This is a genomic window from Nocardia sp. NPDC004151, assembly GCF_042874235.1.
Taxonomy (GTDB): Bacteria; Actinomycetota; Actinomycetes; order Mycobacteriales; family Mycobacteriaceae; genus Nocardia.
The window spans coordinates 246431-272115 of record NZ_JBIAMR010000001.1 but is presented as its reverse complement, the minus strand read 5'-3'; the positions used below and the strand labels follow the sequence as shown (position 1 = coordinate 272115).

General features: G+C 68.3%; 25 protein-coding genes. 16 read left to right on the top strand and 9 right to left on the bottom strand.

Annotation, left to right across the window (positions count from 1 at the left end; translation table 11 throughout):
* Positions 1-303: 303 nt before the first annotated feature.
* The 6 genes from ACFYTS_RS01295 (at position 304) to ACFYTS_RS01270 (ending at position 6273) form a co-directional block, all read left to right on the top strand.
* Complete coding sequence (locus ACFYTS_RS01295) at positions 304-1008, top strand: hypothetical protein (RefSeq protein ID WP_379106013.1); 705 nt, start codon at positions 304-306, stop codon at positions 1006-1008.
* A 191-nt stretch (positions 1009-1199) separates the two neighbouring features.
* Entirely contained in the window at positions 1200-1808 is a 609-nt protein-coding gene (locus ACFYTS_RS01290) for a TetR/AcrR family transcriptional regulator (protein WP_357089804.1), read from the top strand.
* A gap of 49 nt (positions 1809-1857) precedes the next feature.
* Positions 1858-3009 carry an acetyl-CoA C-acetyltransferase gene (locus ACFYTS_RS01285; RefSeq protein ID WP_357089965.1) on the top strand — a complete coding sequence of 384 codons (1152 nt, stop codon included), beginning with the start codon at positions 1858-1860 and terminating at the stop codon, positions 3007-3009.
* Positions 3010-3139: 130 nt separating this feature from the next.
* Positions 3140-4372, top strand: a complete 1233-nt coding sequence (locus tag ACFYTS_RS01280) for a multicopper oxidase family protein (RefSeq protein ID WP_387300520.1) — start codon at positions 3140-3142, stop codon at positions 4370-4372.
* Positions 4302-4718, top strand: coding sequence for a hypothetical protein (locus tag ACFYTS_RS01275; RefSeq protein ID WP_387300518.1), 417 nt, complete (start codon positions 4302-4304; stop codon positions 4716-4718). The genes ACFYTS_RS01280 and ACFYTS_RS01275 overlap by 71 nt, the downstream gene beginning before the upstream one ends.
* A gap of 175 nt (positions 4719-4893) precedes the next feature.
* Entirely contained in the window at positions 4894-6273 is a 1380-nt protein-coding gene (locus ACFYTS_RS01270; RefSeq protein ID WP_387300516.1) for a uracil-xanthine permease family protein, read from the top strand.
* Here ACFYTS_RS01270 and ACFYTS_RS01265 read toward each other — a convergent pair.
* Positions 6262-7125 (bottom strand): metallophosphoesterase, encoded by an 864-nt coding sequence (locus ACFYTS_RS01265; RefSeq protein ID WP_387300514.1) that lies wholly within the window; start codon positions 7123-7125, stop codon positions 6262-6264. The two genes, ACFYTS_RS01270 and ACFYTS_RS01265, sit on opposite strands and share 12 nt — an antisense overlap.
* 36 nt (positions 7126-7161) lie before the next feature.
* Between ACFYTS_RS01265 and ACFYTS_RS01260 the strand changes: the two genes are divergently transcribed.
* Positions 7162-7998, top strand: coding sequence for an SDR family NAD(P)-dependent oxidoreductase (locus tag ACFYTS_RS01260; protein ID WP_387300512.1), 837 nt, complete (start codon positions 7162-7164; stop codon positions 7996-7998).
* Between the two features lie 69 nt (positions 7999-8067).
* On the opposite strand, the gene ACFYTS_RS01255 is transcribed toward ACFYTS_RS01260, so the two are convergent.
* Together ACFYTS_RS01255 and ACFYTS_RS01250 are read right to left on the bottom strand one after the other, a co-directional pair.
* Positions 8068-8979, bottom strand: coding sequence for an SDR family oxidoreductase (locus ACFYTS_RS01255; RefSeq protein ID WP_357282774.1), 912 nt, complete (start codon positions 8977-8979; stop codon positions 8068-8070).
* Between the two features lie 28 nt (positions 8980-9007).
* Positions 9008-9802 carry an SDR family oxidoreductase gene (locus tag ACFYTS_RS01250; protein WP_379168008.1) on the bottom strand — a complete coding sequence of 265 codons (795 nt, stop codon included), beginning with the start codon at positions 9800-9802 and terminating at the stop codon, positions 9008-9010.
* Positions 9803-9852: 50 nt separating this feature from the next.
* Between ACFYTS_RS01250 and ACFYTS_RS01245 the strand changes: the two genes are divergently transcribed.
* From ACFYTS_RS01245 to ACFYTS_RS01215, 7 genes are all read left to right on the top strand, one after another.
* Complete coding sequence (locus ACFYTS_RS01245; RefSeq protein ID WP_357089788.1) at positions 9853-10617, top strand: enoyl-CoA hydratase family protein; 765 nt, start codon at positions 9853-9855, stop codon at positions 10615-10617.
* Between the two features lie 4 nt (positions 10618-10621).
* A complete protein-coding gene (locus ACFYTS_RS01240) occupies positions 10622-11497 on the top strand; it encodes a CoA transferase subunit A (protein WP_387300509.1) in 876 nt (291 codons plus the stop codon).
* Positions 11497-12306 (top strand): CoA-transferase subunit beta, encoded by an 810-nt coding sequence (locus ACFYTS_RS01235; RefSeq protein ID WP_387300507.1) that lies wholly within the window; start codon positions 11497-11499, stop codon positions 12304-12306. The genes ACFYTS_RS01240 and ACFYTS_RS01235 overlap by 1 nt, the downstream gene beginning before the upstream one ends.
* Positions 12303-13382: a nitronate monooxygenase gene (locus ACFYTS_RS01230; RefSeq protein WP_357282770.1), complete on the top strand. Its 1080-nt coding sequence runs from the start codon at positions 12303-12305 to the stop codon at positions 13380-13382. The genes ACFYTS_RS01235 and ACFYTS_RS01230 overlap by 4 nt, the downstream gene beginning before the upstream one ends.
* A 541-nt stretch (positions 13383-13923) precedes the next feature.
* Complete coding sequence (locus ACFYTS_RS01225) at positions 13924-15237, top strand: hypothetical protein (RefSeq protein ID WP_387300505.1); 1314 nt, start codon at positions 13924-13926, stop codon at positions 15235-15237.
* 10 nt (positions 15238-15247) lie between these two features.
* The gene (locus ACFYTS_RS01220; protein ID WP_357282767.1) at positions 15248-15760 is read left to right on the top strand and encodes an ImmA/IrrE family metallo-endopeptidase; all 513 of its coding nucleotides are present in this window, start codon (positions 15248-15250) and stop codon (positions 15758-15760) included.
* 73 nt (positions 15761-15833) lie between these two features.
* Positions 15834-16859: a hypothetical protein gene (locus ACFYTS_RS01215; protein ID WP_357282765.1), complete on the top strand. Its 1026-nt coding sequence runs from the start codon at positions 15834-15836 to the stop codon at positions 16857-16859.
* A gap of 586 nt (positions 16860-17445) precedes the next feature.
* Here ACFYTS_RS01215 and ACFYTS_RS01210 read toward each other — a convergent pair.
* Together ACFYTS_RS01210 and ACFYTS_RS01205 are read right to left on the bottom strand one after the other, a co-directional pair.
* Positions 17446-17862: a helix-turn-helix domain-containing protein gene (locus ACFYTS_RS01210; protein ID WP_011207048.1), complete on the bottom strand. Its 417-nt coding sequence runs from the start codon at positions 17860-17862 to the stop codon at positions 17446-17448.
* Between the two features lie 359 nt (positions 17863-18221).
* A complete protein-coding gene (locus ACFYTS_RS01205) occupies positions 18222-19388 on the bottom strand; it encodes a steroid 3-ketoacyl-CoA thiolase (RefSeq protein ID WP_357282764.1) in 1167 nt (388 codons plus the stop codon).
* Positions 19389-19535: 147 nt separating this feature from the next.
* Between ACFYTS_RS01205 and ACFYTS_RS01200 the strand changes: the two genes are divergently transcribed.
* Positions 19536-20795 carry a cytochrome P450 gene (locus tag ACFYTS_RS01200; protein WP_387300502.1) on the top strand — a complete coding sequence of 420 codons (1260 nt, stop codon included), beginning with the start codon at positions 19536-19538 and terminating at the stop codon, positions 20793-20795.
* A gap of 107 nt (positions 20796-20902) precedes the next feature.
* On the opposite strand, the gene ACFYTS_RS01195 is transcribed toward ACFYTS_RS01200, so the two are convergent.
* The 4 genes from ACFYTS_RS01195 to ACFYTS_RS01180 are packed head-to-tail and all read right to left on the bottom strand — an operon-like array spanning position 20903 to position 24457.
* The gene (locus ACFYTS_RS01195) at positions 20903-21319 is read right to left on the bottom strand and encodes a nuclear transport factor 2 family protein (RefSeq protein WP_379105980.1); all 417 of its coding nucleotides are present in this window, start codon (positions 21317-21319) and stop codon (positions 20903-20905) included.
* Positions 21316-22482: a thiolase domain-containing protein gene (locus ACFYTS_RS01190; protein WP_357282761.1), complete on the bottom strand. Its 1167-nt coding sequence runs from the start codon at positions 22480-22482 to the stop codon at positions 21316-21318. Before ACFYTS_RS01190 ends, ACFYTS_RS01195 begins: the two co-directional genes overlap by 4 nt.
* Positions 22479-23516 (bottom strand): thiolase domain-containing protein, encoded by a 1038-nt coding sequence (locus tag ACFYTS_RS01185; protein WP_357282759.1) that lies wholly within the window; start codon positions 23514-23516, stop codon positions 22479-22481. The genes ACFYTS_RS01190 and ACFYTS_RS01185 overlap by 4 nt, the downstream gene beginning before the upstream one ends.
* Positions 23517-23533: 17 nt before the next feature.
* Entirely contained in the window at positions 23534-24457 is a 924-nt protein-coding gene (locus tag ACFYTS_RS01180) for a Zn-ribbon domain-containing OB-fold protein (protein WP_379106251.1), read from the bottom strand.
* A 135-nt stretch (positions 24458-24592) separates the two neighbouring features.
* Between ACFYTS_RS01180 and ACFYTS_RS01175 the strand changes: the two genes are divergently transcribed.
* Positions 24593-25630 (top strand): LLM class F420-dependent oxidoreductase, encoded by a 1038-nt coding sequence (locus ACFYTS_RS01175; protein ID WP_387300500.1) that lies wholly within the window; start codon positions 24593-24595, stop codon positions 25628-25630.
* The last annotated feature ends 55 nt before the right edge of the window (positions 25631-25685 follow it).

The window sequence follows — 25685 nt, the reverse complement described above, 5'->3', positions numbered from 1 at the left end:
CAAAGTCCGGCCCCGCCCAAGAATGGGCGGGGCCGGACTTTTCTGCATAAGGAGAAGAACTGTGGTGGTTCGCGGCGTCCCGATTCTGGACTGACGGAGCGGGGGAGCGAAGCGGAGGAGGGAAGAATCGGGACCAGGGGCCGCGAACCCGCCCGGAGCGTAGCGGAGGGCAAAAGAAAATCGCTGGCGCGCCGACCCTGTCGTTGTGCAATCCTTGTTTAGGCCGGTACCGCTAGTCGAAGGGCACGACCCATGGGTCCGGATCGCCGACAACAAGCACCTCCAGAACGAGCCCACGAGGAAATGGAACTCGAGCTGGTGCGCGAGGTCGTCCTGGCGCGCCGCAGGCTCGACAATGTCGTTCTGGCCGCACTGACTTTGGGTGCGGAATTACTCGACCACGACTCGGAGTGCGCCACCGCCATGCGCGCGGCGCAGATCCTCGAACAACACGCGGTGGATGAATCCGACGTGACGCGCGATCCGCGTGCCGCGTTGCGGCAGGACATGATTCGCGACCGCGATCGCGCCCGCCGCCTCGGTCTGTCCCGGGCCGCCGGGCATCTGGACACCGAAGCCGAACAACGCCGCCGAAAACGAACGGCCCTGCTGTGCGAGGTGCGGGCCGACCTGCTCGAGGTGGTCCGGACCTGCCGCCGCCTGCGCTACGACCACGTGGCCTTCGCCGACGGGATCGCGCAGGGATTGTGCGCCGCCACCGACAAATTGGTGGTCGGCGCGGATATGGAGACCTACCGCGCGTGGCAGCGCGGCATGGTGCTGAAACTCATCGAGGAACCCGCGCGGGGAGGCGCGCCGCCGCGGGTCATGGCCACCGTGGACGCCGGCCCGGGCCGCGATCCGCTGACCGTCGAATGGGACAGCCCCGAGCGCCGATTGGCTCTGGTGGCGCGCATGGCCCGGGCGGGGATCTCGCCCATTGTCATCTGCGACCGCCTGCTGGCCGACCTGTCGGTGTCCTCACCCCTGCGTTTCTCGATGCGTTGATCGCCAACCAGCAGGTGATGCGGCACTCACAGGCCACGGCCCGCCTCGGTGTGGACCGACGGAGCGGGGGAGCGAAGCGGAGGAGCGGAGGAGGGAAGACCGAGGTAACAGGGCCGTGGCCCCGCGACGCCGGAGGCGGCGCAATAAGACACCGCCTAGACCAAGCAAATGCTTGGTTGTATATTGACGGGGTGACCCAACCAGACCCCTCCAAATCGGCACGTCGCACCGAGCTGCTCGGCCTCGCCGCGAACCTATTCGCGGAGCGTGGCCTGCGGGCCACCACGGTGCGCGACATTGCCGACGCGGCGGGGATTCTATCCGGGAGTCTGTACCACCACTTCGATTCCAAAGAAGCCATGGTGGACGAAATCCTGCGCGGGTTCCTCGACGACCTCTTCGGACGCTACCGCGAGATCGTGTCGGCCGGCGTGCCCGCGCGCGACACCCTCGAGGCCCTGGTCACCGCGTCCTATGAATCCTTCGACCGGTTCCACGCCGCCGTCGCCATCTACCAGGCCGAAGCCAAACGCCTCAGTGGCACTCCGCGATTCGACTACATCGCCGAATACAACAAGGAGTTCCGCGAGCTCTGGCACCAGGTGCTGGCCAAGGGCGTCGCCGACGGCAGCTTCCGTCCGGAGATGGACATCGAGCTGGCCTACCGGTTCCTGCGCGACACCGTCTGGGTGTCGGTGCGCTGGTACCAGCCCGGCGGCCGGATCACCGTGGACAACCTCGCCAAGCAGTACCTGACCATCGTTCTCGACGGGCTCACCAGCCCCGACCAGCGCGCCTAGAGCAGTAGGAGTTTTCATGTCAGCACCGTCCCGCCGCCAGTACTCGCCGATGCGTGAGGCGTACGTGATCGACGCCGTGCGCACCCCGGTCGGCAAGCGGGGCGGCTCGCTGTCCGCCGTGCACCCGGCCGACCTGGGCGCGGCCGCCATCAAGGGCCTGCTCGAGCGCCACAACCTGGACCCGGCCGCCGTGGACGACGTGGTGTTCGGCTGCTGCGACACCATCGGCCCGCAGGCCGGCAATATCGCCCGCTCCTCGTGGCTGGCCGCCGGTTACCCCGAGTCGGTGCCGGGTGTGACCGTGGACCGCCAGTGCGGTTCCTCGCAGCAGGCCATCACCTTCGGCGCGCAGGCCATCATGTCCGGCACCGCCGAGGTGATCGTGGCGGGCGGCGTGCAGAACATGAGCGCCATCCCGATCTCCGCGGCCATGCTGGCCGGCCAGCAGTACGGCTTCGACTCGCCGTTCGTCGGCGCGCAGGGCTGGGACCACCGCTACGGCACCGGTGAAGTGTCGCAGTTCAATTCGGCCACCATGATCGCCGAGAAGTGGGACATCTCCCGCCAGGAGATGGAGGAGTGGGCGCTGCGCAGCCACGACCGCGCCCGCAAGGCCATCGTGGACGGCAAGTTCGACCGCGAGATCATCCCGGTCGGCGAGTTCTCGATCGACGAGTGCCCGCGCGAGACCACCCTGGAGAAGATGGCCGGCCTGCAGCCGCTCGCCGAGGGCAGCCGCATCACCGCCGCGCTGGCCAGCCAGATCTCCGACGGCTCCAGTGCCACCCTGCTCGCCTCGGAGTGGGCGGTGCAGGAGTACGGCCTGACCCCGCGCGCCCGCATCCACCACGTGAGCGCCCGCGGCGCGGACCCGATCTTCATGCTCACCGCGCCGATCCCGGCCACCCAGTGGGCGCTGGAGAAGACCGGCCTCACCATCCACGACATGGACGTCATCGAGATCAACGAGGCCTTCGCCTCGGTCGTCCTGGCCTGGATCAAGGAGACCGGCGCCGACCCGGACAAGGTGAACGTCAACGGTGGCGCCATCGCGCTGGGCCACCCGCTGGGCGCGACCGGCGCCAAGCTGTTCTCCACCCTGCTCAACGAGCTGGAGCGGGTGAACGGCCGCTACGGTCTGCTCACCATCTGTGAGGGTGGCGGCACCGCCAACGTCACCATCATCGAGCGCCTGGGCTAGTCCCGCCCGACCGTTTCGAAAGCCGCACACCGGATTACGGTGTGCGGCTTTCGGCGTTGCGTGCCCGTTCGTCGGTTATCGTCGAAGGCGGACCCGTTGACAGTCGGGCATTGTCCAGGGGTTGAGCTGGATGAATGAGAACCTGCCGCGACGGGGGTTCCTCTTGGGGGCCTTCGGAATCGCGGGCATGGGCTACCTGGCCTCGGCCGCGGCCGAACCGTCGCCCCTGCCGCCACCGCCGGTGCCGCTGCCGGCCCTTCCGGCGCCCCCGGTGACGCCGTTCAACTATCACTCGCCGCCGTTGCGGCCTTTCGTCGACGAGCTGCCCATTCCCGAAACACGCGTGGCGGCAGGGGAATTGGACGCGATGTCGGGGACACACCGCTACCATCGTGACCTCCCCGAAACCCGCAGCTGGGGCTTCGGGCAGCCGGTGCTCGGCCCGAACCTGGAGGCCGTGCGGGATCGTGTGGCACGCATCAGGTTTCGCAATCAGCTGGGCGAGCATGTGCTGGCTGCGCATGTGGACACCACGATGCACGGCGTGACCGAGGCGGATCGCACCGATCCGCGCTTCACCGTGCATCTGCACGGCGGCGCGAATTCTCCGGGCGCCGAAGGGCATCCGCTGATCGGGTGGCGCAATGGTGGCGGGCCGGCCTTCACCTACGGCAATCGGCAGGAGGCGGCCACCCTCTGGTATCACGACCACGCCATGGGGATCACCCGATTGAACATCCAGGCCGGACTGGCCGGAATGTATTATCTGCGCGACGAATTCGACACCGGCCGCGACGGCAATCCGCTCGGGCTGCCCAGCGGTGAATTCGAGATCCCGCTCATCGTGCAGGTCCGCACTTTCAATGCCGACGGAAGCCTGCAACCCATGGTGGCCACCTATATTCCGCAGGGCTCCAACCAATCCGGGCAGCTCGGCGACGTGTGCTGCGTGAACGGGGTGGTGTGGCCGCGGCTGGAGGTCCGGCGCACCGTCTACCGGTTCCGGCTGCTCAATGGATCCAATTCGCGGCCCTACGTCTTCGAGTTCTCCGATGCCCGGCCGTTCTTCGTCATCGGCGGTGACCTGGGGCTGCTCGACGCGCCGGTGGCCGCGCCGGGGGTGCGGGTGAGCCCGGGGGAGCGGGTGGACCTGCTCGTCGACTTCCGGGGGATTCGGGACGGGGAGCACGTCGACCTGATGAACACCGCGGATTCGCGTGCTGTCCTGACGGCGAGTGCGCGAAGTTCTCTATGCTGCACGGCATCTCATCGATCCGTCCTAGGCTTTCCCCATGTCGAATTCCGTGGATGCTCGGTTCGAGGAGGTGGCGCGCCTGGCCCGGCGCGTCCAGGACGCGGTTGAGCGGGTCCACGCCGGCGCCGCGGTGGGCGGCGTGCGCGTCGAGGTGGCGTTCGACGGCCGGATCACCACCCTGGTGCTACCGGATTCCGGTATGGCACAGTCGGTTACGCGGGCGCACGAGCGCGCGTACGCGCGAGCGCGGGAGCGGGTCGCCGCACTGCGACGCGAGTTCACCGCCGATCCGGCCGTGGCGGCGGCCCTGCGTCGATGGCTACCCGCGGCCGTGGAGCCGTCGAATATCTGTGTCTCACAGAATATTTCCGGATCCGGCTCGGCGGAGGCTCCGAATCCGTACGCGCTGCCGTTCGACATCGGGCGGCGCTACGGCGTGGACCGGCGACGGTGAAGGTTGCGGAGCATTGTCTCCGGAGCGGGTTCAGGCCGTGAATCCGGGCATTGGTGATCTTGAAGCCCACGTGCCCGACATCGGCCCCGGCCGCGTGGGGTGGTGAACTGCAAGTTTGCTCGGATTATGATGGCCGCGGACGCATTTCGGACCTTCGGGAGAAAGCGGGCAGTTCATGGATTTGGGTGTCCGCTGGACGGTGCACGGCGACGGTCGCACGCCCGCACCGGGAGCCGTGGTGCGGCCCGACGAGCGGCTGTCCTGGCCGCGCACCTTCGGCCTCGGCGCGCAGCATGTGGTGGCCATGTTCGGCGCGAGCTTCGTCGCGCCGGTCCTGATGGGTCTGGATCCCAACCTCGCCATCATGATGTCCGGCGTCGCGACCGCCCTGTTCCTGCTGGCCACTCGCGGCCGGGTACCCAGCTATCTGGGCTGCTCACTGTCGTTCGTCGGCGTTGCCGCGGTGATCCGGGCGCAGGGCGGCAGTAGCGCCACGGTCACCGGGGCCTGCCTGGTGGTCGGGGCCGCCCTGTTCCTGATCGGCCTGGCCGTGCAGCGCTTCGGCGCGCGCGTCATCCACGCCGCCATGCCGCCGGTGGTGACCGGCGCGGTGGTCATGCTGATCGGCTTCAACCTGGCTCCGGTCACCGCTGCGACCTACTGGCCGCAGGACCAGTGGACCGCGCTGCTGGTCATGCTGTTCACCGGGCTGGCGGTGGTGGCGCTGCGCGGCTTCTTCGCGCGCATCGCCATCTTCCTGGGCCTGGTGTTCGGGTATGGGCTGTCCCGGCTGCTGGACCGGGTGTTCGGGCGGATCCACTCCGCCGACGGCAGCGGCAAGGTCACCGACCACTGGCGGCTCGATCTTTCCGGTGTGGCCCAGGCGGATTGGATCGGACTGCCCGGTTTCCATGCCCCGGCCTTCCAGTGGTCGGCCGTCCTGGTGGCCCTGCCCGTGGTGATCGCGCTGGTCGCCGAGAACGCCGGCCATGTGAAGGCGGTCGGCGAGATGACCGGCGGTGACCTCGACGACAAACTCGGCGCCGCCATCGCCGCGGACGGCGCGGCCTCCATGCTGTCCACCGCGGTCGGCGGCCCGCCCAACACCACCTACTCCGAGAATATCGGGGTCATGGCCGCCACCCGGGTGTACTCGACGGCCGCGTACTGGGCCGCCGCGTTCTTCGCTCTGCTGTTCGGCCTCTGCCCCAAGTTCGGGGCCATCGTCGCGGCCATCCCCGGCGGCGTGCTGGGCGGGATCACCGTCATCCTCTACGGCATGATCGGCCTACTCGGCGCGCAGATCTGGACCAATGCCCGGGTTGATCTGCGCAATCCGCTGAACCTGGTCCCGGCCGCGGCGGGCCTGATCATCGGCATCGGCAATGTGAGCATGAAGTTCACCGACACCTTCACCCTGAGCGGTATCGCACTGGGCACGCTGGTCGTCATCACCGGCTATCACGTCCTGCGCGTGTTCGCGCCCGCGCATTTCAAGGGGGAGGAGCCGCTGCTGGACGAGGGCACCTCCTCCTACGACGAATCAGGCGGGTAGCGAACGGGGTTCGGCCGTGTCCGCCCCGGCATAAGGGAGTTGCAGGACATACCAGGTGTGGTCGGTCGAATACTCCAGGTACTGCGAGGCGTCCGGATCGCAGGCCAGGCCCTCCACCCGGGTCCAGTCGCCGTCACCGGCGGCGATGGTGTCGGTGTAGCGGACGTGCAGGTGGCCGTGGAAGAGCAGGTCCGGCCGCAGGGTGCGCACCACGGTCTGGATGCGGTCCTGGTTGGGATAGCACTCGGGCTTGTCCTTGCGGTTCCACTTCGGTTGCGAGGCGCGGGGTTTGTCGTGGGTGAGCAGCACGTCCACCGGCGAGCTGTCGGCCGCGAGCAGCTCGGCCAGCTCGTCGTCGGTCATCTCCTCCTCCGGAAACCACAGCGTGCCCGCGGTATCCGGGCTTCTCGAGGAACCGTAGCGGCGGCGCTTGTCGAGCTGGGCGGCCTTGCGCGCCTCCCAGGCCAGGCGGCGGCCCTTGTCGGTGGAGCGGGCCCCGCCGAACGCGGCGAAGGTGGTGCCCTCCCAGGTCCAGCGGTGTCCGCGGGGCGCGTACCGCAGGTGTTTGCGGCAGATCAGGAAGCCCTCGTCGTCGCGCTGCCCGTCGTAGAGCTCGTGCAGCAGCGAGGTCTTGTCGTGGTTGCCGTCGAGGAAGTACACGGTGATCCCGGCCTTCTTGGCGGCCTTGTTCACCACGTCGAAGTACCGCCGCCCGGCGGGCGTGTGCTCCCAGGCCCCGAAGTCGCCGACCGCGAACAGCTTCGCGCAGTCACGGTGTGCCGCGACCCGCACCAGCTTCAGCGCGTGCTCGGTGTTCCCGTGCAGGTCTCCGACAACCAGGACATTCCCCATCGCCACATCGTGGCATGACGGAATTAGGCTGACCACATGAATTCTGTCTTGGTCACCGGAGCGGCCCGTGGTATCGGAAAAGCCATCTGCCTGCGGATGGCGCAGCGGGGCTGGCAGGTCTACGCGGGCGTCCGCAAGCTCTCCGACGGCGAGGCCCTGACCGCCGCGAATCCCGCCATCACCCCGATCGTCCTGGACGTCACCGACCCCGACCAGATCGCGGCCCTCGACGCGGTGCTGCCCGCCGACCTCACCGCCGTGGTCAACAATGCGGGCGTCGTCGTCGACGGCCCGGTGGAGCTGCTCACCCAGGAGGAGCTCCGAACCCAGTTCGAGGTCAATGTCTTCGGCGCGGTCGCCGTCACCCAGGCCGTTCTTCCGCGTCTGCGCGCCACCCAGGGCCGGGCGGTCTTCATCTCCTCGCTGTCCGGCCGCATCTCCACCCCCGGCACCGGCGCCTACAACGCGTCCAAGTTCGCGCTCGAGGGCCTGGTCGACGCCCTGCGAATGGAACTGCGCCCCTGGGGAATCCGTACCTCGCTGATCGAGCCCGGCCCGATCGCCACCGACCTCTGGTTCGGCGCGACGGACATGGTCGACTCCACCACCGCCCACCTCACCGATGACCAGCGCACCCTCTACGCCGCCCACCTCGCGGGCCTGCGCCGGATGTCCCAGCAGGTCCCCAAGATCGCCGCCCCCGTCGAGTCGGTGGTCAAGGAGGTCGAAAAGGCGCTCACCGCAAAGCGACCGAGCGTCCGCTACATTCCCGGCCTCGCCGGAAAGGTCCAGGTGGTCGCCACCGCCCTGACCCCGACCCCGGTGCTGGACGCCCTCTTCTCCCTGGTCGCGGGCATCAGCAAGAAGAAGTAGTCCGAAACGCGAACCGCCGGTACCCATCGAGACGGGTACCGGCGGTCGAAGCGCTTCGGGCGGTGCGTATTACGCGCCGTAGACCGGCTCCGGGGTGACGGCCTTGGCGAGCAGGTCGCGCACGGCCGGGCCCAGGTCGGCGGGCTCCCAGCGGGCGCCGCGGTCGACGGAGACGCCGTGCCGCCAGCCGTCGGCGACCGTGACCTTGCCGCCCTCGACTTCGAACATGCGGCCGGTGACACCGGCGGAGTCGGTGCTGCCCAGCCAGACCACCAGCGGGGACACGTTTTCCGGTGCCATGGCGTCGAAGCCGTCCTCGGGGGCGGCCATCATGTCGGCGAACACGGTCTCGGTCATGCGGGTGCGCGCGGCCGGGGCGATGGCGTTCACGGTGATGCCGTAGCGGGCGAACTCGGCCGAGGCGGTGAGGGTCAGGCCCGCGATGCCGGACTTGGCGGCGGAGTAGTTGCCCTGGCCGACCGAGCCGAGCAGGCCGGCGCCGGAGCTGGTGTTGATGATGCGGGCCTCGGGCTGACGGCCGGCCTTGGACTCGTTGCGCCAGTAGTCGGCGGCGTGCCGCATGGGCGCGAAGTGGCCCTTGAGGTGCACCTTGATGACGGCGTCCCACTCGTCCTCGCCGAGGTTGACCAGCATCCGGTCGCGCACGATGCCGGCATTGTTGACCAGCACGTCCAGGCGGCCGAAGGTGTCGACGGCGGTCTGGATGAGGCGGCGCGCGCCCTCCCAGTCGGAGATGTCGTCGCCGTTCACGACGGCCTCGCCGCCGAGGGCCTTGATCTCCTCGACGACCTGCGCGGCCGGGGAGTCCGGGCTGGGCGCGCCGTCGAGCTCGGCGCCGAGGTCGTTCACGACCACCTTGGCGCCGGCGGCCGCGAAGGCCAGGGCGTGCGCGCGGCCGATGCCACGACCGGCTCCGGTCACGATGACGACGCGGCCGTCGCAGATCTTGTTGTCCGTCATATCGATTACCTCTTCGTTTTCGATCGGTCTAGTGGCCCGAGACGGCCGGAACGTCTGCGGTGGATGCCTCGAGGAAGGCGGGCTTCTCGCCGCCACCGTGCACCAGCAGCGCGCTGCCGGTGACGTAGGACGCGAGGGGCGAGGCCAGGAAGGCGGCGGTGCGGCCGATGTCCTCGGGGGTGGCCATGCGCCCCATGGGCACCGTGGCGCTGACCGAGGCGATGCCGTCCTCGTCGCCGTAGTGCAGGTGCGAGGACTCGGTGTTGACCAGGCCGCAGATGACGGAGTTCATTCGGACCTTGGGCGCCCACTCCACCGCGAGCGACGAAACCAGGCTGTCCACACCGGCTTTGGCGGCGCCGTAGGCCGCGGTGCCGGGCGAGGGCCGGTGCCCGGAGACGCTGGAGATCATCACGATCGAGCCGCCGGTGTCCTGCTTCTGCATGACCTCGTTGGCGATCTGCGAAACCAGCAGCGGCGCGAGCAGGTTCAGCTGCACGATCTTCGAGTGGAAGTTGGCGCTGGCGTCGGCGGCCAGGGCGAAGGGCGCGCCGCCGGCATTGTTCACGACGGTGTCCAGGCGCCCGTACTTCTCGACGATCGTCTCGATGAGCCCGCGCACCGAATCCGTATCGCGCACGTCGCACGGCAGGAAGTCGATGGTGCGGCCATTGCTCTCGACGGGGGTGTCGCCGGGCCGTCGCGCGCAGGCCACCACGGTCGCGCCCGCGTCCAGGAACACCCGGCTGATGCCGGCGCCGACGCCGCGCACGCCGCCGGTGACCAAGACGACCGAGCCGGACAGGTTTACTTCGATTCCCACCGTGCTAACCTACCAAGCACTTGCTTGTTTTGCCAACGATGGGACTCGCGATGGGGATCAACCGTCACACCGAAACCGAGGGCGTCGAAGTCGTCACTGTCGACTACGCCCCGGTCAACGCTCTGCCTTCCGACGGCTGGTTCGCCCTGGCCGACGCCGTCACCCAGGCCGGTAAGAACCCGGAGACCCGGGTCGTGGTGCTGCGCGCCGAGGGCCGCGGCTTCAACGCCGGCGTGGACATCAAGGAGATGAACGCCGACACCGGCCACACCGCCCTGATCCGCGCGAACCACGGCTGCTTCGCCGCGTTCGCCGCGATCTACGACTGTGAGGTCCCGGTCGTCACCGCCGTGAACGGTTTCTGCCTCGGCGGCGGCATCGGCCTGGTCGGCAACTCCGACGTCATCGTCGCCTCCGACGACGCGACCTTCGGCCTCCCCGAGGTCGACCGCGGCGCGCTCGGTGCGGCCACCCACCTGGCCCGGCTGGTCCCCCAGCACCTGATGCGGACCATGTTCTACACCGCGGGCACCCTGACCGCGCAGCAGCTGCACCACTACGGCTCGGTCTTCAAGGTGGTGCCGCGCGCCGAACTGGACGCCGCCGCCATGGAGGTCGCCAAGAACATCGCCAACAAGGACGGCCGCGTGATCCGCGCCGCCAAGAAGGCGCTCAACGGCATCGACGTGCAGGACGTGCACCGCTCCTACCGCTTCGAGCAGGGCTTCACCATGGAGCTGAACCTCGCCGGTGTGGCCGACGAGATCCGGGCGCGCTTCGACGACGACCTGGCCGCGCAGAAGAAGGGGAAGTAAAGCCATGCGCGACAAGCGAATGAGCCTTGACGAGGTCGTCGGTGAGCTGCGCAGCGGCATGACCATCGGCATCGGCGGCTGGGGTTCCCGGCGCAAGCCGATGGCGTTCGTGCGCGCCCTGCTGCGTTCGGACGTCACCGATCTGACCGTGGTCACCTACGGTGGCCCGGACCTGGGTCTGCTGTGCTCGGCGGGCAAGGTGAAGAAGGCGTACTACGGCTTCGTGTCCCTGGACTCCGCGCCGTTCTACGACCCGTGGTTCGCCAAGGCCCGCACCGAGGGTGCGATCACCGTGCGCGAGATGGACGAGGGCATGGTCAAGTGCGGTCTGCAGGCCGCGGCGGCTCGCCTGCCGTTCCTGCCGATCCGCGCCGGATTGGGCTCGGCCGTTGTCGATTTCTGGGAGGGCGAGCTGAAAACCGTTCAGTCGCCTTACGAGACGGACGGCAAGACCGAGACCCTGGTCGCCATGCCCGCGCTGAACCTGGACGCCGCTTTCGTGCACCTGGACCTGGGCGACAAGCACGGCAACGCCGCCTACACCGGCGTCGACCCGTACATGGACGACCTGTACATGCTCTCGGCCGAGAAGCGCTACCTGTCGGTGGACCGCCTGGTCGAGACCGAGGAACTGGTGAAAGCCGTTCCGACGCAGGCCCTCATCCTCAACCGCATGATGGTCGACGGGGTCGTCGAGGCTCCCGGCGGCGCGCACTTCACCTTCTCCGGCGGCTACGGCCGCGACGAGAAGTTCCAGCGCCACTACGTCGAGGCCGCCAAGACGCCCGAGTCGTGGGCCGAGTTCAAGGCTCGCTACCTGGACGTGTCCGAGGCCGAATACCAGGCCGCCGTCAAGGCTTTCGCCGAGGAGCAGAAGTAATGAGCGACACCAACAGCACTGCATCGCGTAGCGATTCCCACAGGGGCGGCGGCGGGGAGACGGGTGGGCTCACTCGGGCGGAGATCTGCGTCGTCGCGGCCGCCGAGATCTTCCGGGGCGCGGGCGAGATCATGGCCTCCCCGATGTCCACCGTCACCACCATCGGCGCGCGTCTGGCGCGGCTCACCTTCGAGCCCGACCTGCTGCTGTCCGACGGTGAGGCGCTGTTCTTCGCCGAGGTTCCGCCGATCGGCGGCAAGGCTCCCATCGAGGGCTGGATCCCGTTCTCGAAGGTCTTCGACGTCGTGAACTCCGGTCGCCGCCACGTGGTCATGGGCGCCAACCAGCTCGACCGCTTCGGCAACCAGAACCTGTCGGCGTTCGGCCCGCTGCAGCAGCCGACCCGCCAGATGTTCGGTGTGCGCGGCGCGCCGGGCAACACCATCAACCACGCCACCAGCTACTTCGTGCCCAAGCACAACAAGCGGGTGTTCGTGGACCAGGTCGACATCGTCTCCGGCATCGGTTACGACAAGATCGATCCGGAGAACCCGGCCTACCGGTTCCACCACCTGCACCGGGTGGTCTCGAACCTGGGCGTGTTCGACTACAACGGCCCGGACCACACCATGCGCGCGCTGTCGCTGCACCCCGGTGTGACCGCGGACGAGGTCGCGGAGAACACGTCCTTCGAGGTCGCCGGTCTGGCCGAGGCGGGCGAGACCCGGCTGCCGACCGAGGAAGAGCTCACCATTATCCGGACCGTGCTGGACCCGAAGGGTTTCCGCGAGAAGGAAGTGACGGCATGACCGCCCAGCGTTTGAAGACGCCGCTGACCGAACTGGTCGGCATCGAGCACCCGGTCGTGCAGACCGGCATGGGCTGGGTCGCCGGACCCGGTCTGGTCGCGGCCACCGCCAACGCGGGCGGCCTCGGCATCCTGGCCTCGGCGACCATGGACCTCGACGAGCTCGAGGTGGCCATCGCCAAGACCAAGGCCAAGACCGACAAGCCCTTCGGCGTGAACATCCGCGCCGACCTGTCGGACGCTCCGGACCGCATCGACATGATGATCCGCGACGGCGTGAAGGTGGCCTCGTTCGCGCTGGCTCCCAAGAAGGAGCTGATCGCGAAGCTGAAGGACAACGGCGTCGTCGTGATGCCGTCCATCGGCGCGGCGAAGCACGCGGTGAAGGTCGCCTCCTGGGGCGCGGACGCCGTGATCGTGCAGGGCGGCGAGGGCGGTGGCCACACCGGTTCCGTCGCGACCACCCTGCTGCTGCCGTCCGTCCTGGACGCCGTCGACATCCCGGTCGTGGCCGGTGGCGGCTTCTTCGATGGCCGCGGCCTGGCCGCCGCGCTGTCCTACGGCGCGGCCGGTGTCGCCATGGGCACCCGCTTCCTGCTGACCCAGGACTCCAGCGTGCCGGATTCGGTGAAGCAGGAGTACCTCAAGCGCGGGCTGCAGGACACCGTGGTCTCGCTCAAGGTCGACGGCATGCCGCACCGCGTGCTCAAGACCGAGCTGGTCGAGAAGCTCGAGCACTCGGGCAACATCCGTGGCCTGTACGCCGCGCTGGTCAACGCCGCCAAGTTCAAGTCGATGACCGGCATGAAGTGGACGACGCTGGCCAAGGAGGGCCTCAACACCCGCAAGCACAAGGACCTCACCTGGTCGCAGGTCATCATGGGCGCGAACACCGCCATGTACCTGAAGGCCGGTCTGGTGGAGGGCAACACCGAAGCCGGTGTGCTCGCCTCGGGTCAGGTCGCGGGCATCATCGAGGATCTGCCGAGCGTGGCGGACCTGATGGACAGCATCATCACCGAGGCCGTCGAGCGCATCGACAGCCTCAACAAGTACCGCGTCACGACTTCGGCCTGACGCCCCCGACGTGCGCGGCCACCACAGCCCGGCCGCGCACTCCGGATCCGCACACCATCGGATCCATCGCGCGCCGCATGTCCGGCGCACCGAGCCGCTCCCGGAACCTCTCGCCCGGGGGCGGCTTCGCGCGTTGGGGGGCGATCGCCGTTTGGATGGTTGCTGCGATCTGTCTGAATTGTCGGCAATCTGAACGGCGGTGAAACCTCTCGGTCGCCAGGATTCGGCTGTGAGGGGTGGGGGTGAGGCACCGGTTCGGGTCAATTGGCCTGGGGCGCTTGGTGATATTGGCTACGCGGGGGTAAGCGCAGGCGTACGGTTTGCGAGCACCCCTAATGCGATCGGGACTTGTGCGGAATCAGGTAGCGACCGGTACGATGACCGCGTTCCGCAACAGTCCGGCAATCGGGGCGACAGTGTGAGCTCGAAACCTGTCCCGAACCGCCTGTCGCGGATCGGGATTCCGTACCCCTGGTGCGGAGAGAAGCCAAGTGCGCGGTACCGATGAGGGGATGGCTGTCGCATGATCGTGGATCGTGCAATGCGACTGGCGGCAGTGATAGCGGCTGTCGCCGGTTCGGCACTGCTCGGGCCCGCTGCCGCCGACGCGCAGCCGGGCATCCCACTCGACCCCGCACCCACCGGGCAGGATCCGGCGCAGCCCCGGTCCGTGGCCCCGCAGTCGCTGCCGGGGGCTCCGCGGTCGCAGGCCGTGACCGTGCCCGCCGCCCCGGTGGCCGGGCCCCAGGACCTGCTCTCCATTCTGCTCGGCCTCGGTACCGGCTCGGCCGGACTGGGCGTCGGCTCGGCAGCGGTCGGCTCCGCGGGCCTGGGCGCCGTGCTGGGCGGCACCGGTTCGGCGGCGCTCGGCAGCGGTTCGGCCGTAACCGGTTCCGCCGGCGCGGGATTGGGTTCCGCCGTGGCGGGCACCGGTTCCGCCGGCGCCGCCACCGGCTCGGCTGTGCTGGGCACCGGCTCCGCCGCCGTCGGTTCGGCCGGACTGGGCACCGGATTGGCGCTGGGCCTGGGCTCGGCTGGAGTCGGCTCGGCGGGAGTCGGCACCGGCTCCGCGCTACTGGCGCTGCTGCTCGGCACCGGCTCGGCCGCAACGGGTTCCGCCGCGGTCGGCTCCGCGGCCGTCGGCTCGGCCGGATCGGCGGCCCTGTGCACCGGATCCGCGGCCGTCGGTTCCGCCGGAATCGGTTCCTCCGGAGTGGGTTCCGCGCTCGCCGGCTCGGCCGGTCTGGGCGCCGGCCTCGGCTCGGGTGCCGGTTCCGCCGGTATGGGTTCGGCCGCCGGTTCGGCCGGCGCGGGGTCGGGGGTGGGTTCGGCGGCCAGCGGTTCGACCGGCGCCGGTTCCGCCGCCCTCGGTTCCGCCAGTGTCGGAGGCCTGGGCGCGGGCTCGGCCGAGCTCGGTTCGGCCGCCGTCGGTTCCGCGGCCGTGGGTTCGGCGGGCATCGGTTCCGCCGCCATCTGCGCCTCACCGTTGCTGCTGTTGCTGATTCCGCCGCCCGCCGCACCCGCGGCGCCGCCGGTTCCGCTGGAGATTCCGCAGCCCCCGGCCGTTCCGGCGCTGCCCGCGGTGGTCGCCGAGCCCGCGCCGGAGGCCGTCCCCGCCGCGCCGGCGCCCCCCGCGCCGAAGCCCGCTCCCGTTCTGGCGCAACCGGATCCGGATGTGAAGCCGACCTCGCACAACTCGCCGCTGCCGCCGTGGAAGCCGCTGTCGGTGATCGGCGGCATGATCGCCATGGCGCTGGCGGGCACCGGGTCGGGTGCGGTCAGTTTCCAGAGCGCGTCCGCGGCGCAGGGGCGGGTCGACGCCGCCCGCGCGGCATTCTTCGGACCGAGGGCATGAGGGGACCGCGATGACCGAGAGCAAGGCTCATAGCCTCGGGTCCTACCGCCGGGTGGCCGCCGCGGTGGACGCGGTATGCGCGGTGGCGGCCGACTTCGACGCCACCGACCTGGACGAGGTGGTGCTCGCCATCTCCGCCGAGCGGCGGCGGCCGATCGAGATAGCCAGCGCCACACTGGGTCCGGGCGTCTGCGGCCAGCGCCGCAGCTATCCGGACCGGGACGTGATCGTGCTGGCGCAGGCGCTGCCCAGCCGCGAGCACACCCTCGCGCACGAGCTCGGCCACATCGTCTTCGATCATCCGGGCGAGGCGGCGACCGAGGTGGTGCTGGAGGCCAGCGACGATCTGATCGCCTACATGCTCAGCCAGCGCGCGCATCAGAAGGCCATCGATCTGGGCGACGACGAGCAGTGCGAATGGGAAGCGGAGACTTTCGCGAGCATGCTGATGACCCGCCTGCGGGTGTTCAACAGCCGGGGCGCTGGCGTCTCGGTCCTTCGATTCGATGAGGCGCTGGGATGACCGAGTCAGGCCCCGGAGGCGGCACCTTGCGTAATCACATAGGGGCCCTGGGGCATCTCCGAAAGGACGCGGCATGACCTTCTGGTTGGTGGCCATGCTGGTGTGGATGGCCTCGGGCGCACGCGTCGGGCGCGTGCTGGTGAAACCGGCGACCACGGCTCGGGTCGCGATCGTCATCGCGGTGGCCGCGGTGGCGCTGGCGGCGACGGTCGGAGTGCCGGAAATCGGTCTGGCCGTTGACCATCTGATGCCGAACGGTGTGCACGGTATGTGGCTGGGCGATCGGGTGGTGACGGCGGCGTGGATCATGTTCGCCACCGCCACCTCGGTGGTGGCGTCGGCCGCGTGGCCGGTGGTGTCGCGTCGCAATCTGCGCCAGATCGCCATGATGATCTATGGCGGCGGCGCGCTCGCCATGCTGCTGACCCTGCTCTGGTCGGTCACCTTCGGTTGGGCGATCGTGCTGGTGGAGTGCGTCTTCATCGTGATCACCGGTGTGCGCAACCTGGATTGGACCACCCTCGGCCGCGGCATCGCGCTGTACACGACCGGCACCGGGGTGGTCGGCTTGCTGGCCGCCCTGTCGATTCGCCGCGAGGTGAACGACGAGCCCGTGCCGAATCCGGGTGACGAGGGCTGGTTCTGGCCGATATGGCAGATCGCGGCGCTGCTCATCGCCATCGGCGCGGTGTGGATCGTGATCGAGCTGTGGTGGCGGGCGCGGGTGCTGCTCAAGCAGATTCACACCCTGCACCGGGTGTTGATCGCCCGGTTCCCGGAGGTGGTGGCGCACGAACAGACCGGTTCGGGTACCCAGCTCAAGGCATCGGACCAGGTCGCGCAGATCATGGACGCGCTCTACCTGCAGTCCGGCGGCGGTGTGGAGCTGGCCGCGGCCGGTCAGCCGCCGGTCTCGGTGGCCGAGCGGGCGCGGCGGGTGGCCGAGTGGGCGCGAAATCCGTTCGGCGAGGCGATGATCGACGGCCGCTGGATCTCGCCGCCCGCGGGTGTCAGCCCGCGCGGCTGGGTGCAGGCCATCGCCCGCGCCTATGACGCGGCGCCGGCGCGGGCCGCGGTTCCGGGGTCCGCCAAGCGGTAGACATTACTCTTCCATTACCTTTCGAGGCGGGCGGGCATTACCGTTCGGAAGGGCCTCGAAGTTGATCACGCGGAGATCACCGACCGATTTGAGATCTTGTCGCAAATGCGCAAGTCCCGCACCTCGCGTGATTGCCATGGGCGTGGCATTCCGTCGGGCCTTCTCGATGAGACTTCGTATCCGAGGTTTCGTCTCACCGAACCCGCCGTGCGTGGTACGGGACTTTGCTTGTCACTTGAAGTTGTCACTCTTGCTTGTCGCGGTTAGTGCAATGGGCCGAAACACTCACAGTGCACAAAACGACATAGTGCACAAAACAACTGATTCGGCCATCCGGGTGCACCTGGACAGCGTTATGCCAGTTTTGTGCATACTGCACCAGCGCAGGGGTCTGCGCCACATGGCCTCAGCGCGCTGAGACCGGTGCAACATCCTTCACACGGACCGCATGGTCCGGCGGGGACGCCGGTACTGCCCTGCAAGCAGCACCGGCGACCGCCTTATGTCCGGTCTGAAGCAAGCCCTGTAACAAACCAACACAGTGCGGCCTCCGAGCTAGCCGCACTGTGTTGCTCTGTGGCAGCGCTTATTCCGTGCCATCCGGAGGAATTTCGGGCAAACCTTCGCTTGCCCGCAACTTCTCCGCCATAGACGTGAGGAGATTCTGAGATTCTTCGGACAGGTCGAACGCCCTGCTCGACAGACGACGGAGTCCATAGCCCTGCAGCTGGGACAGCAGCTCGAGATCGTGATCGATCTTCGCCGCGTAGATGTCGTTGAAGAAGTAGTCCGGTTTGACCTTGAAGAACTTTGCCAGAGCAGCCACCGTCTCATCCGACGGGTTCGTGCGCTGTCCCGACCGCAACTGCGACAGATACGGTTTCGAGATCGGGTGGCCGGATGCCGTCAAAGCGGCCGCCACCTCTGCGTTCGTGTGCGGCTTACGCCCCGGGGGATGCACGGTTTCGAACAGCTTGTTCAGCCGCGCCGCGAAATCAGCCATTGTGAGCCGCCCAATTCCCTTCGCTGTACTAACAGTCGTTATCTCGGATACGTATCATTGATATTAGCGGCTCAGTAACTGAAAACCTACGCCTGATTCGCGATTTCCTTGAAGCTTCTAGGCGGTGATCCGGTTCACCCGCTGTGGCTTGGGCGTTTGCGGGCCAACCCCCCCGGTTCTTGCCAAGGGCTTAAGAGCCCCGGTTCTGGCCCGTCGCGGGGGTCTTCCCGGACGGGCCAGAGGTAGCCATAAGATAGCTGACGGATCATCTTCTTGTCTGTACCGGATTTTGTGTGGCGTACGCCACGTCTCACGGCGAGACGGATGAACGTTCAACCTGGCCGAAAATCGTTGAGGGACTAGATCCGTTCGATGATCGTGCCCGTCGCGAGGGCCCCGCCGCAGCACATCAGGATCATGGCGGTGCTCTTGTCGGTGCGCTCCAGCTCGTGCAAAGCCGTTGTGATCAAGCGGGATCCGGTGCTGCCGACCGGGTGGCCCAGCGCGATCGCACCGCCGTTGACATTCACGCGATCGAAATCCGGCTTGTGCACCGAGGCCCACGACAGCACCACGGAAGCGAAAGCCTCATTGATCTCGAACAAGTCGATATCGGAGATGCTCATGCCGGAACGCTCGAGCAGTCGCTCGCACGCCTGCACGGGTCCGTCGAGGTGGAATTCCGGCTCGCCGCCGACCAGGCACTGCGAGACGATGCGGGCGCGCGGACGCAAACCCTCACGCTGCGCGGCCTTTTCGTCCATCAGCAGCACCGCGGCGGCCCCGTCGGAGATCTGCGAGGACGTACCGGCGGTGTGAATTCCGCCCTCCAGCACCGGCTTCAGCTTCGCCAGGCCCTCGCGGTCGGTCGCGCGCAGGCCCTGGTCCTTGCTGATGTCGGCGAACTCGCCGGTGAGGTTGCCCTCCTTGTCGACCTGCGGGGCGTTCTTGATGGTCAGCACCTCGCGGTCGAAGCGGCCCTCGGCCCACGCCTGCGCGGCCAGCCGCTGCGAACGCACGCCCAGCTCCTCGACGTCGTCACGAGTGATGCCGCGCCGCTTGGCGATTCGCTCGGCGGCCTCGAACTGGTTGGGCATGTCGATGTCCCACGACGCGGGGCGGCGCGGCCCGGCGTGCGTTCCGACGTTGGCGCCCAACGGAACATGGCTCATGGACTCGATGCCGCAGGCCATGCCGACCTCGATGGCGCCGGTGGCGATCAGGCCGGCCACCATGCCCGCGGCCTGCTGCGCGGAACCGCACTGGTTGTCGATGGTGACGGCGCCGGTCTGCCACGGCAGTCCGGCGTGCAGCCAAGCGGTGCGAGTGACATTGTTGCCCTGCTCGCCCACCTGCATGACACAGCCGCCGACGACCTGCTCGACCAGAGCCGGGTTCAGCTCCGCGCGCTCGAGCACGCCCTGCTGTGCGGCGCCGAGCAGCTCGGCGGCGTGCAGGCCGGCGAGCCAGCCGTTGCGCTTGCCGATCGGGGTGCGCGCGGCCTCGACGATGACGGGAGTACCCATTGTCTTTCCTTCCGGATCAGAACTGCAACGAGTTCACGACCAGTAACGTAAGTCTGTTCCGGACTATTACCTAGTCCCTTCTCTTGTTCTACCCCCTGTGCTTCAATAGCGGTAGAACGTGTTTCAGTTGGTCAAAGGAGACTGCTGGTGGTTGACACTGCAGCCCGGCCCGGAGTGCCGGATGGATTCGACGTCACCGACCCCGAAATTTGGGCGAAGCGAGTGCCGGCCGAGGAGCTTGCCGAACTGCGCAAAACTGCGCCTATCTGGTGGAACCCGAAGTCGCCGGAGGTCGGTGGGTTCACCGACGACGGCTTCTGGGTGCTGTCCAAGCATGCCGATGTGAAGACCGTCTCGCGCCGCGATGACGTGTTCTCCACCTACGAGAACACCGCCATCCCGCGGTTCCAGGATGACATCACCCGTGAGCAGATCGATCTGCAGCGTTTCGTTCTGCTGAACAAGGACGCCCCGGAGCACACCAAGCTCCGCAAGATCATCTCCAAGGGCTTCACGCCGCGCGTCATCAACGGCCTGCGCGCCGAGCTGACCGCCCGCGCGGAGTCCATCGTGAAGGCCGCCGTCGAGTCCGGCAACGGCGACTTCGTGGAGCAGGTGGCCGCCGAGCTGCCGCTGCAGGCCATCGCCGAGCTGATCGGTGTGCCGCAGGAAGACCGCATGAAGCTCTTCCAGTGGTCCAACGATATGACCAGCTACGACGATCCGGAATCGAACGCCGACCCGGTGGTCGCCTCCACCGAGATCCTCGGCTACTCGTACCAGATGGCCGAAGCCCGCCGCGCCTGCCCGGCCGACGACATCGTCACCCAGCTGATCAACGCCGACATGGACGGCGAGGCGCTGCTGCCCGAGGAATTCGGCTTCTTCGTCATGATGCTGGCCGTCGCGGGCAACGAGACCACCCGCAACGCCACCACCCACGGCATGATCGCCTTCATGGAGAACCCCGACCAGTGGGAGCTCTTCAAGAAGGAGCGGCCCAAGACCGCCGCCGACGAGATCATCCGCTGGGCCACCCCGGTCAGCTCCTTCCAGCGCACCGCGCTCGAGGACGTCGAGGTCGGCGGCGTGGAGATCAAGAAGGGTCAGCGGGTCATCCTGTCCTACCGCTCGGCCAACTTCGACGAAGAGGTGTTCGAGGACCCGTACACCTTCAATATCCTGCGTGACCCGAACCCGCACCTGTCCTTCGGCGGTACCGGCGCGCACTTCTGCATCGGCGCGAACCTGGCTCGACTCGAGATCGAGATCATCTTCAACGCCATCGCCGACCACATGCCCGACATCAGCAAGCTGGGCGACCCCAAGCGCCTGCGCTCGGGCTGGCTGAACGGCATCAAGGAGTTCCAGGTGGATTACAAGGGCGGCTGCCCTGTAAAGCACTGAGGCACTGATGGTTTGATCCGCCCTGTACCCCTCTCACTCCTCAGGGCGGAGACAAAGAGAAGCGGGCGACTGGATGAATCCAGTCGCCCGCTTCGGTTTTCGAGGCGCTAGGCCTTCTTCGTCGTCGCCATGGCGCGGTCGGTTTCCCAGAACGCGCGCAGGGCAAGGATCTTGCCGTCCTCGTCCACCTTGTAGGTGAAGACGCCTTCGGCATCGATGATGTGCCCACCCATGGTGGTGCGGATGCGGCCGGTATAGGCGACCTCACGCCCGCACGCGAACGAGTCGTCGAAGAGGAACTCGATCGACTCGGTCTGGGCGATCGCCTTGTCCCAGAACGCCGCGATCGCTTCCGCGCCACGGTGTCCCACGCCCTCGGGATCGAAGAAGGACGGGCCGACGGGATCCTCCACGATGCCGTCGGCGGCGAACAGCGCTACCCAGGCGTCCTTGTCCTTGGCGCGCACCGCGGCCTGCGAGGCCGCGCCCGCCACCCGTGCGGGGTGTTCGGTGGTGGTGGTCATCGCTGCTCGCTACCGACGACCCACATCGAGAAGTACTGCGAGCCACCACCGTACGCGTGGCCGAAGGCCTTGCGCGCGTTCTCCACCTGGTAGTCGCCCGCGCGGCCCATGACCTGCTTGGCGGCCTCGGCGAAACGGATCATGCCGGACGCGCCGATCGGGTTGGAGGACAGCACGCCGCCCGACGGGTTGACCGGCAGCTTCCCGCCGATGGCCGTCTCGCCGGCGTCGGTGAGCTTCCAGCCCTCGCCCTCGGGCATGAAGCCCAGGTTCTCCAGCCACATCGGCTCGAACCACGAGAACGGGACGTAGATCTCGGCCGCGTCGATCTCCTCGAGCGGGTTGGTGATCCCGGCCTGCTTCCACAGCGCCGCCGCCGCGGCCTGACCGGCCTGCGGGTTCACCTGGTCGCGGCCCGCGTAGGCGAGCGGCTCGGTGCGCATGGCGGTGCCGTGCACCCACGCGACCTTCTTGCCCTGCGCCTCCACGGCCTTGGCCGATTCCTCGTCACCGATCACGATGGCGCAGGCGCCGTCCGAGGACGGGCAGGTCTCGTCGAAACGGATGGGGTCCCACAGCATCTGGGACGCCATCACCGATTCCACGCTGATGTCGGGCTGGTGCAGGTGCGCGAACGGGTTCCGCGCGCCGTTGCGGCGGTCCTTCACCGCGACCATGGCGCCCACGTGCAGCGGGGCGTTGGAGCGGCGGATGTAGGCGCGCACGTGCGGGGCGAAGTAGCCGCCCGCGCCCGCGCCGACCGGCATGGTGAACGGCACCGGGTTCGACAGCGCCCACATGGCGTTGGACTCGGACTGCTTCTCCCACGCCACGGCCAGCACCCGGCGGTGCACGCCGGCCTGGACCTGGTTGGCCGCGACCACGGCGGTGGAACCGCCGACGGAACCGGCGGTGTGCACCCGGAGCAGCGGCTTTCCGGTGGCGCCCAGCGCGTCCGAGAGGAACAGCTCCGGCATCATGGAGCCCTCGAAGAAGTCGGGGGCCTTGCCGATGACCACGGCGTCGATATCGGCCATGGTCAGGCCGGAGTCCGTGAGAGCCCGGTCGATGGCCTCGCGGATCATTCCGGCCATCGATACATCGGACCGTTTGGTCACGTGATGGGTCTGTCCGGTGCCGAGGACGGCAGCTGCGTAGCTCATGAACGTGCCTCCAGGGTGGCCACCAGGTTCTGCTGCAACGCGGGGCCGCTGGCGGCATGCGCCAGTGCGCGATTCGCGGTGCCATTGATGATCTCGCGGGCGGCGAAGCCGATGCGCTCCAGTCCGGCCGCGAACATGGGGTTGCCCGACAGCGCGCCGCCGGACGGGTTGATCCGGGTGTCCCCGTTCAGGCCGATGGCCTGCTTCAGGATCAGCTCCTCGTGACTGAACTGCGCGTGCAGCTCGGCCACATCGAAACCGCTCGCGTCGCCGCCGGTTACGGCGTTCGCCGCCTTGGCCGCGGACTCCGAGACGGTGAGGTCGCGGGCGCCCAGCACGGGGGAGTCGATGTAGTGCGCCATGCCGGTCAGCCAGGCCGGACGCTCGCACAGTTCGCGGGCCCGGTCGCCGACGGCCAGCACGATGGCGGCCGCGCCATCGGTGATGGGGGCGATGTCGTGGGCGCGCAGCGGATCGTTGATCTTCGGCGCGGCCAGCAGCTTGTCGATGTCACCGCCGGTGGTACGGGCGGCTACCGCGGCCATGTCGGCCTCGGTCCAGCGGCCCGCGTCCAGGCCCGCGCGGGCCTGCAGGCCGGCCATGGACAGCGAGTCCACGCCCAGCGGCGCCACCAGGTACGGGTCGGTCTGCAGACCCAGGATCTGGCGCAGGGTACCGGCCGAGGACTTGCCGAAGCCGTAGACCAGCGCCGTCTGCGCCTGTCCGGAGCGGAGTTTCACCCACGCCTCGTACAGCGCCCAGGCCGCGTCCATCTCCACGTGCGACTCGTTGATCGGCGGCACCGCGCCGATGGAGTCGATCGCCGAGATGAACGAGAACGCGCGTCCGGCAAGGTAATCCGAGGAGCCGGAGCACCAGAAATCGATATCGGACACGCCGACGCCGAGCTTCTGCTTGAGCTCGTCGAAGCAGGGCGCGAGCATTTCCACGCCATTGGTGGTGCCGAAGGTCTCCGGCACGTGCGGCGCGTGGGCGAAGCCCACCACCGCGATGTCGGTTGCTGTGTTACTCAAGGTATTTCAGCGCCTCTCTACAGGTGGTGCGCGAAGCTGTCGTAGTCGGCGTCGGGTTCGCCGGTCGGCCGGAAGTGGTCGATATTGGCCATGGACAGGCCCCACTCCTCGCGCGGCTTCCACACCGCCTCGATTCGCATGCCCATCCGGACCTCGCTCGCTTCGACGCCGAGCACCAGGTGCAGGAAGGGAATGTCCGCGCCGTCGAGCAGCACGTAGGCGGCCACGTACGGCGGCTTCAGGCGCTGGCCCATGAACGGCACGTTCACGATGCAGAAGGTGGTCACGATGCCCTTGTCGGACACCTCGACGAAGTCGTCGGTCGGCGAGCCGTCGCGCGGGTCGGCGCCGCGCGGCGGGAAGTACACCTTGCCGTCCAGCTTCGCGCGGGCGCCCAGCAGCTTGCCCTCCATGAGGCCCTTCAGGAAGACGGCTTCCTGCGGTGCGGCGGTGTGCTTGACCGAGAAGTCGATCGGGGTCACGATGCCGGTGACCGGCTCCGCGTCGGCGGTGGACGCCGTTGCCGGAGCCGAGGTCTCGCCCGGTTCGAAGGCCACGATGTCGTGGATGTCGCCGGTGCGCTCGGCCGCCCAGCGGGCCCGCACGCGCATGCCGGTGCTGATGTCGGCGGGGCTCGCCACATCCACCGCGTGCAGGATGGCGGTGTCCGCGCCGTCCAGCTTGATCAGCGCGTAGGCGAAGGGCCGGTCGAACGGCTGGCTCGGGAGCGGCTCGGCCACCCAGGACCAGGTCTGCACGGTGCCGACGTCGGAGACGTCGACGAATTCCGTCAGCGGTTCGGCGGTCTTCGGATCGTATTCCGCGGGCGGCACGATCACGCGCCCATCGGAACCCCGCACCCCGACGACCTTGCCGGCGCGCAATTCCGTGAGGAAGCGCCCGATGGTCGGACCGGTGGAGCGGGTGTAGTCGAATTGCATCCGCAGCGGTGCGGACAGTACTTCGGTGTTCCCCAGAGTCACGAGATCGAGTAGAACAGGTTCTAGTGACGGTGGCAAGAGTACGGGCTGCGGCCCTGACGAACGGTCCCGGATGTTCTAGGAAGGAACACGGAAATGCGCTTTGGCTTGCAACTCGGATATTGGGGCGCGCAGCCGCCCGCCAATACGCGGGAGCTGATCGCGGCTGCTGAGGAGACCGGCTTCGACGCCGTCTTCACCGCCGAATCGTGGGGCTCGGACGCCTTCACCCCGCTGGCCTGGTACGGCTCCGGCACCAGCCGGGTCCGGCTGGGCACCTCGGTCGTGCAGATGTCGGCCCGCACCCCCACCGCGACCGCCATGGCCGCGCTGACCATCGACCACCTCAGCGGCGGCCGGCACATCCTCGGCCTCGGCGTCTCCGGCCCGCAGGTGGTCGAGGGCTGGTACGGCCAGCCCTTCGCCAAGCCGCTGGCCCGCACCCGCGAGTACGTCTCGATCGTGCGGCAGGTGCTGGCCCGCGAGGGCAAGGTGACCAGTGCGGGCCCGCACTACCCGCTGCCCTACAGCGGTCCCGGCGCCACCGGATTCGGCAAGCCGCTCAAGTCGATCACCCACCCGCTGCGCTCGGACGTGCCGATCTGGCTCGGCGCCGAGGGGCCCAAGAACGTGGCCCTGACCGCGGAGATCGCCGATGGCTGGCTGGCCATCTACTACACGCCGCGGCTGGCCGACATGTACAACGAATGGCTCGACGAGGGCTTCTCCCGGCCGGGCGCGCGGCGCTCGCGCGAGGACTTCGAGATCGCGGCCACCGCGCAGGTCATCCTCACCGACGATCCCAAGGCCGAACTGGATCGGCTGCGGCCGTTCATGGCGCTCTACATCGGCGGCATGGGCGCGGAGGAACTCAACTTCCACGCCGAGGTGTACCGGCGCATGGGCTACGGCGAGCAGGTCGACGAGATCACCCGGCTCTTCCGCACCGGCCGCAAGGACGAGGCCGCGGCGGTGGTGCCCGACGAGCTGATCCTCGACACCACCATCATCGGCAACGAGGCGCAGGTCCGTGACCAGCTGAAGGTGTGGGAGCAGGCGGGCGTCACCATGATGCTGGTCGGCGTCCGCGACGTGGAGCAGTTCGAGAAGCTGAAGCCGCTCATCGAGTCGTAAGAACCGGTGCGGTCCGGAAGAGCGCGCCCTGCTGAGCGGGGTGCGCTCTTTCTGT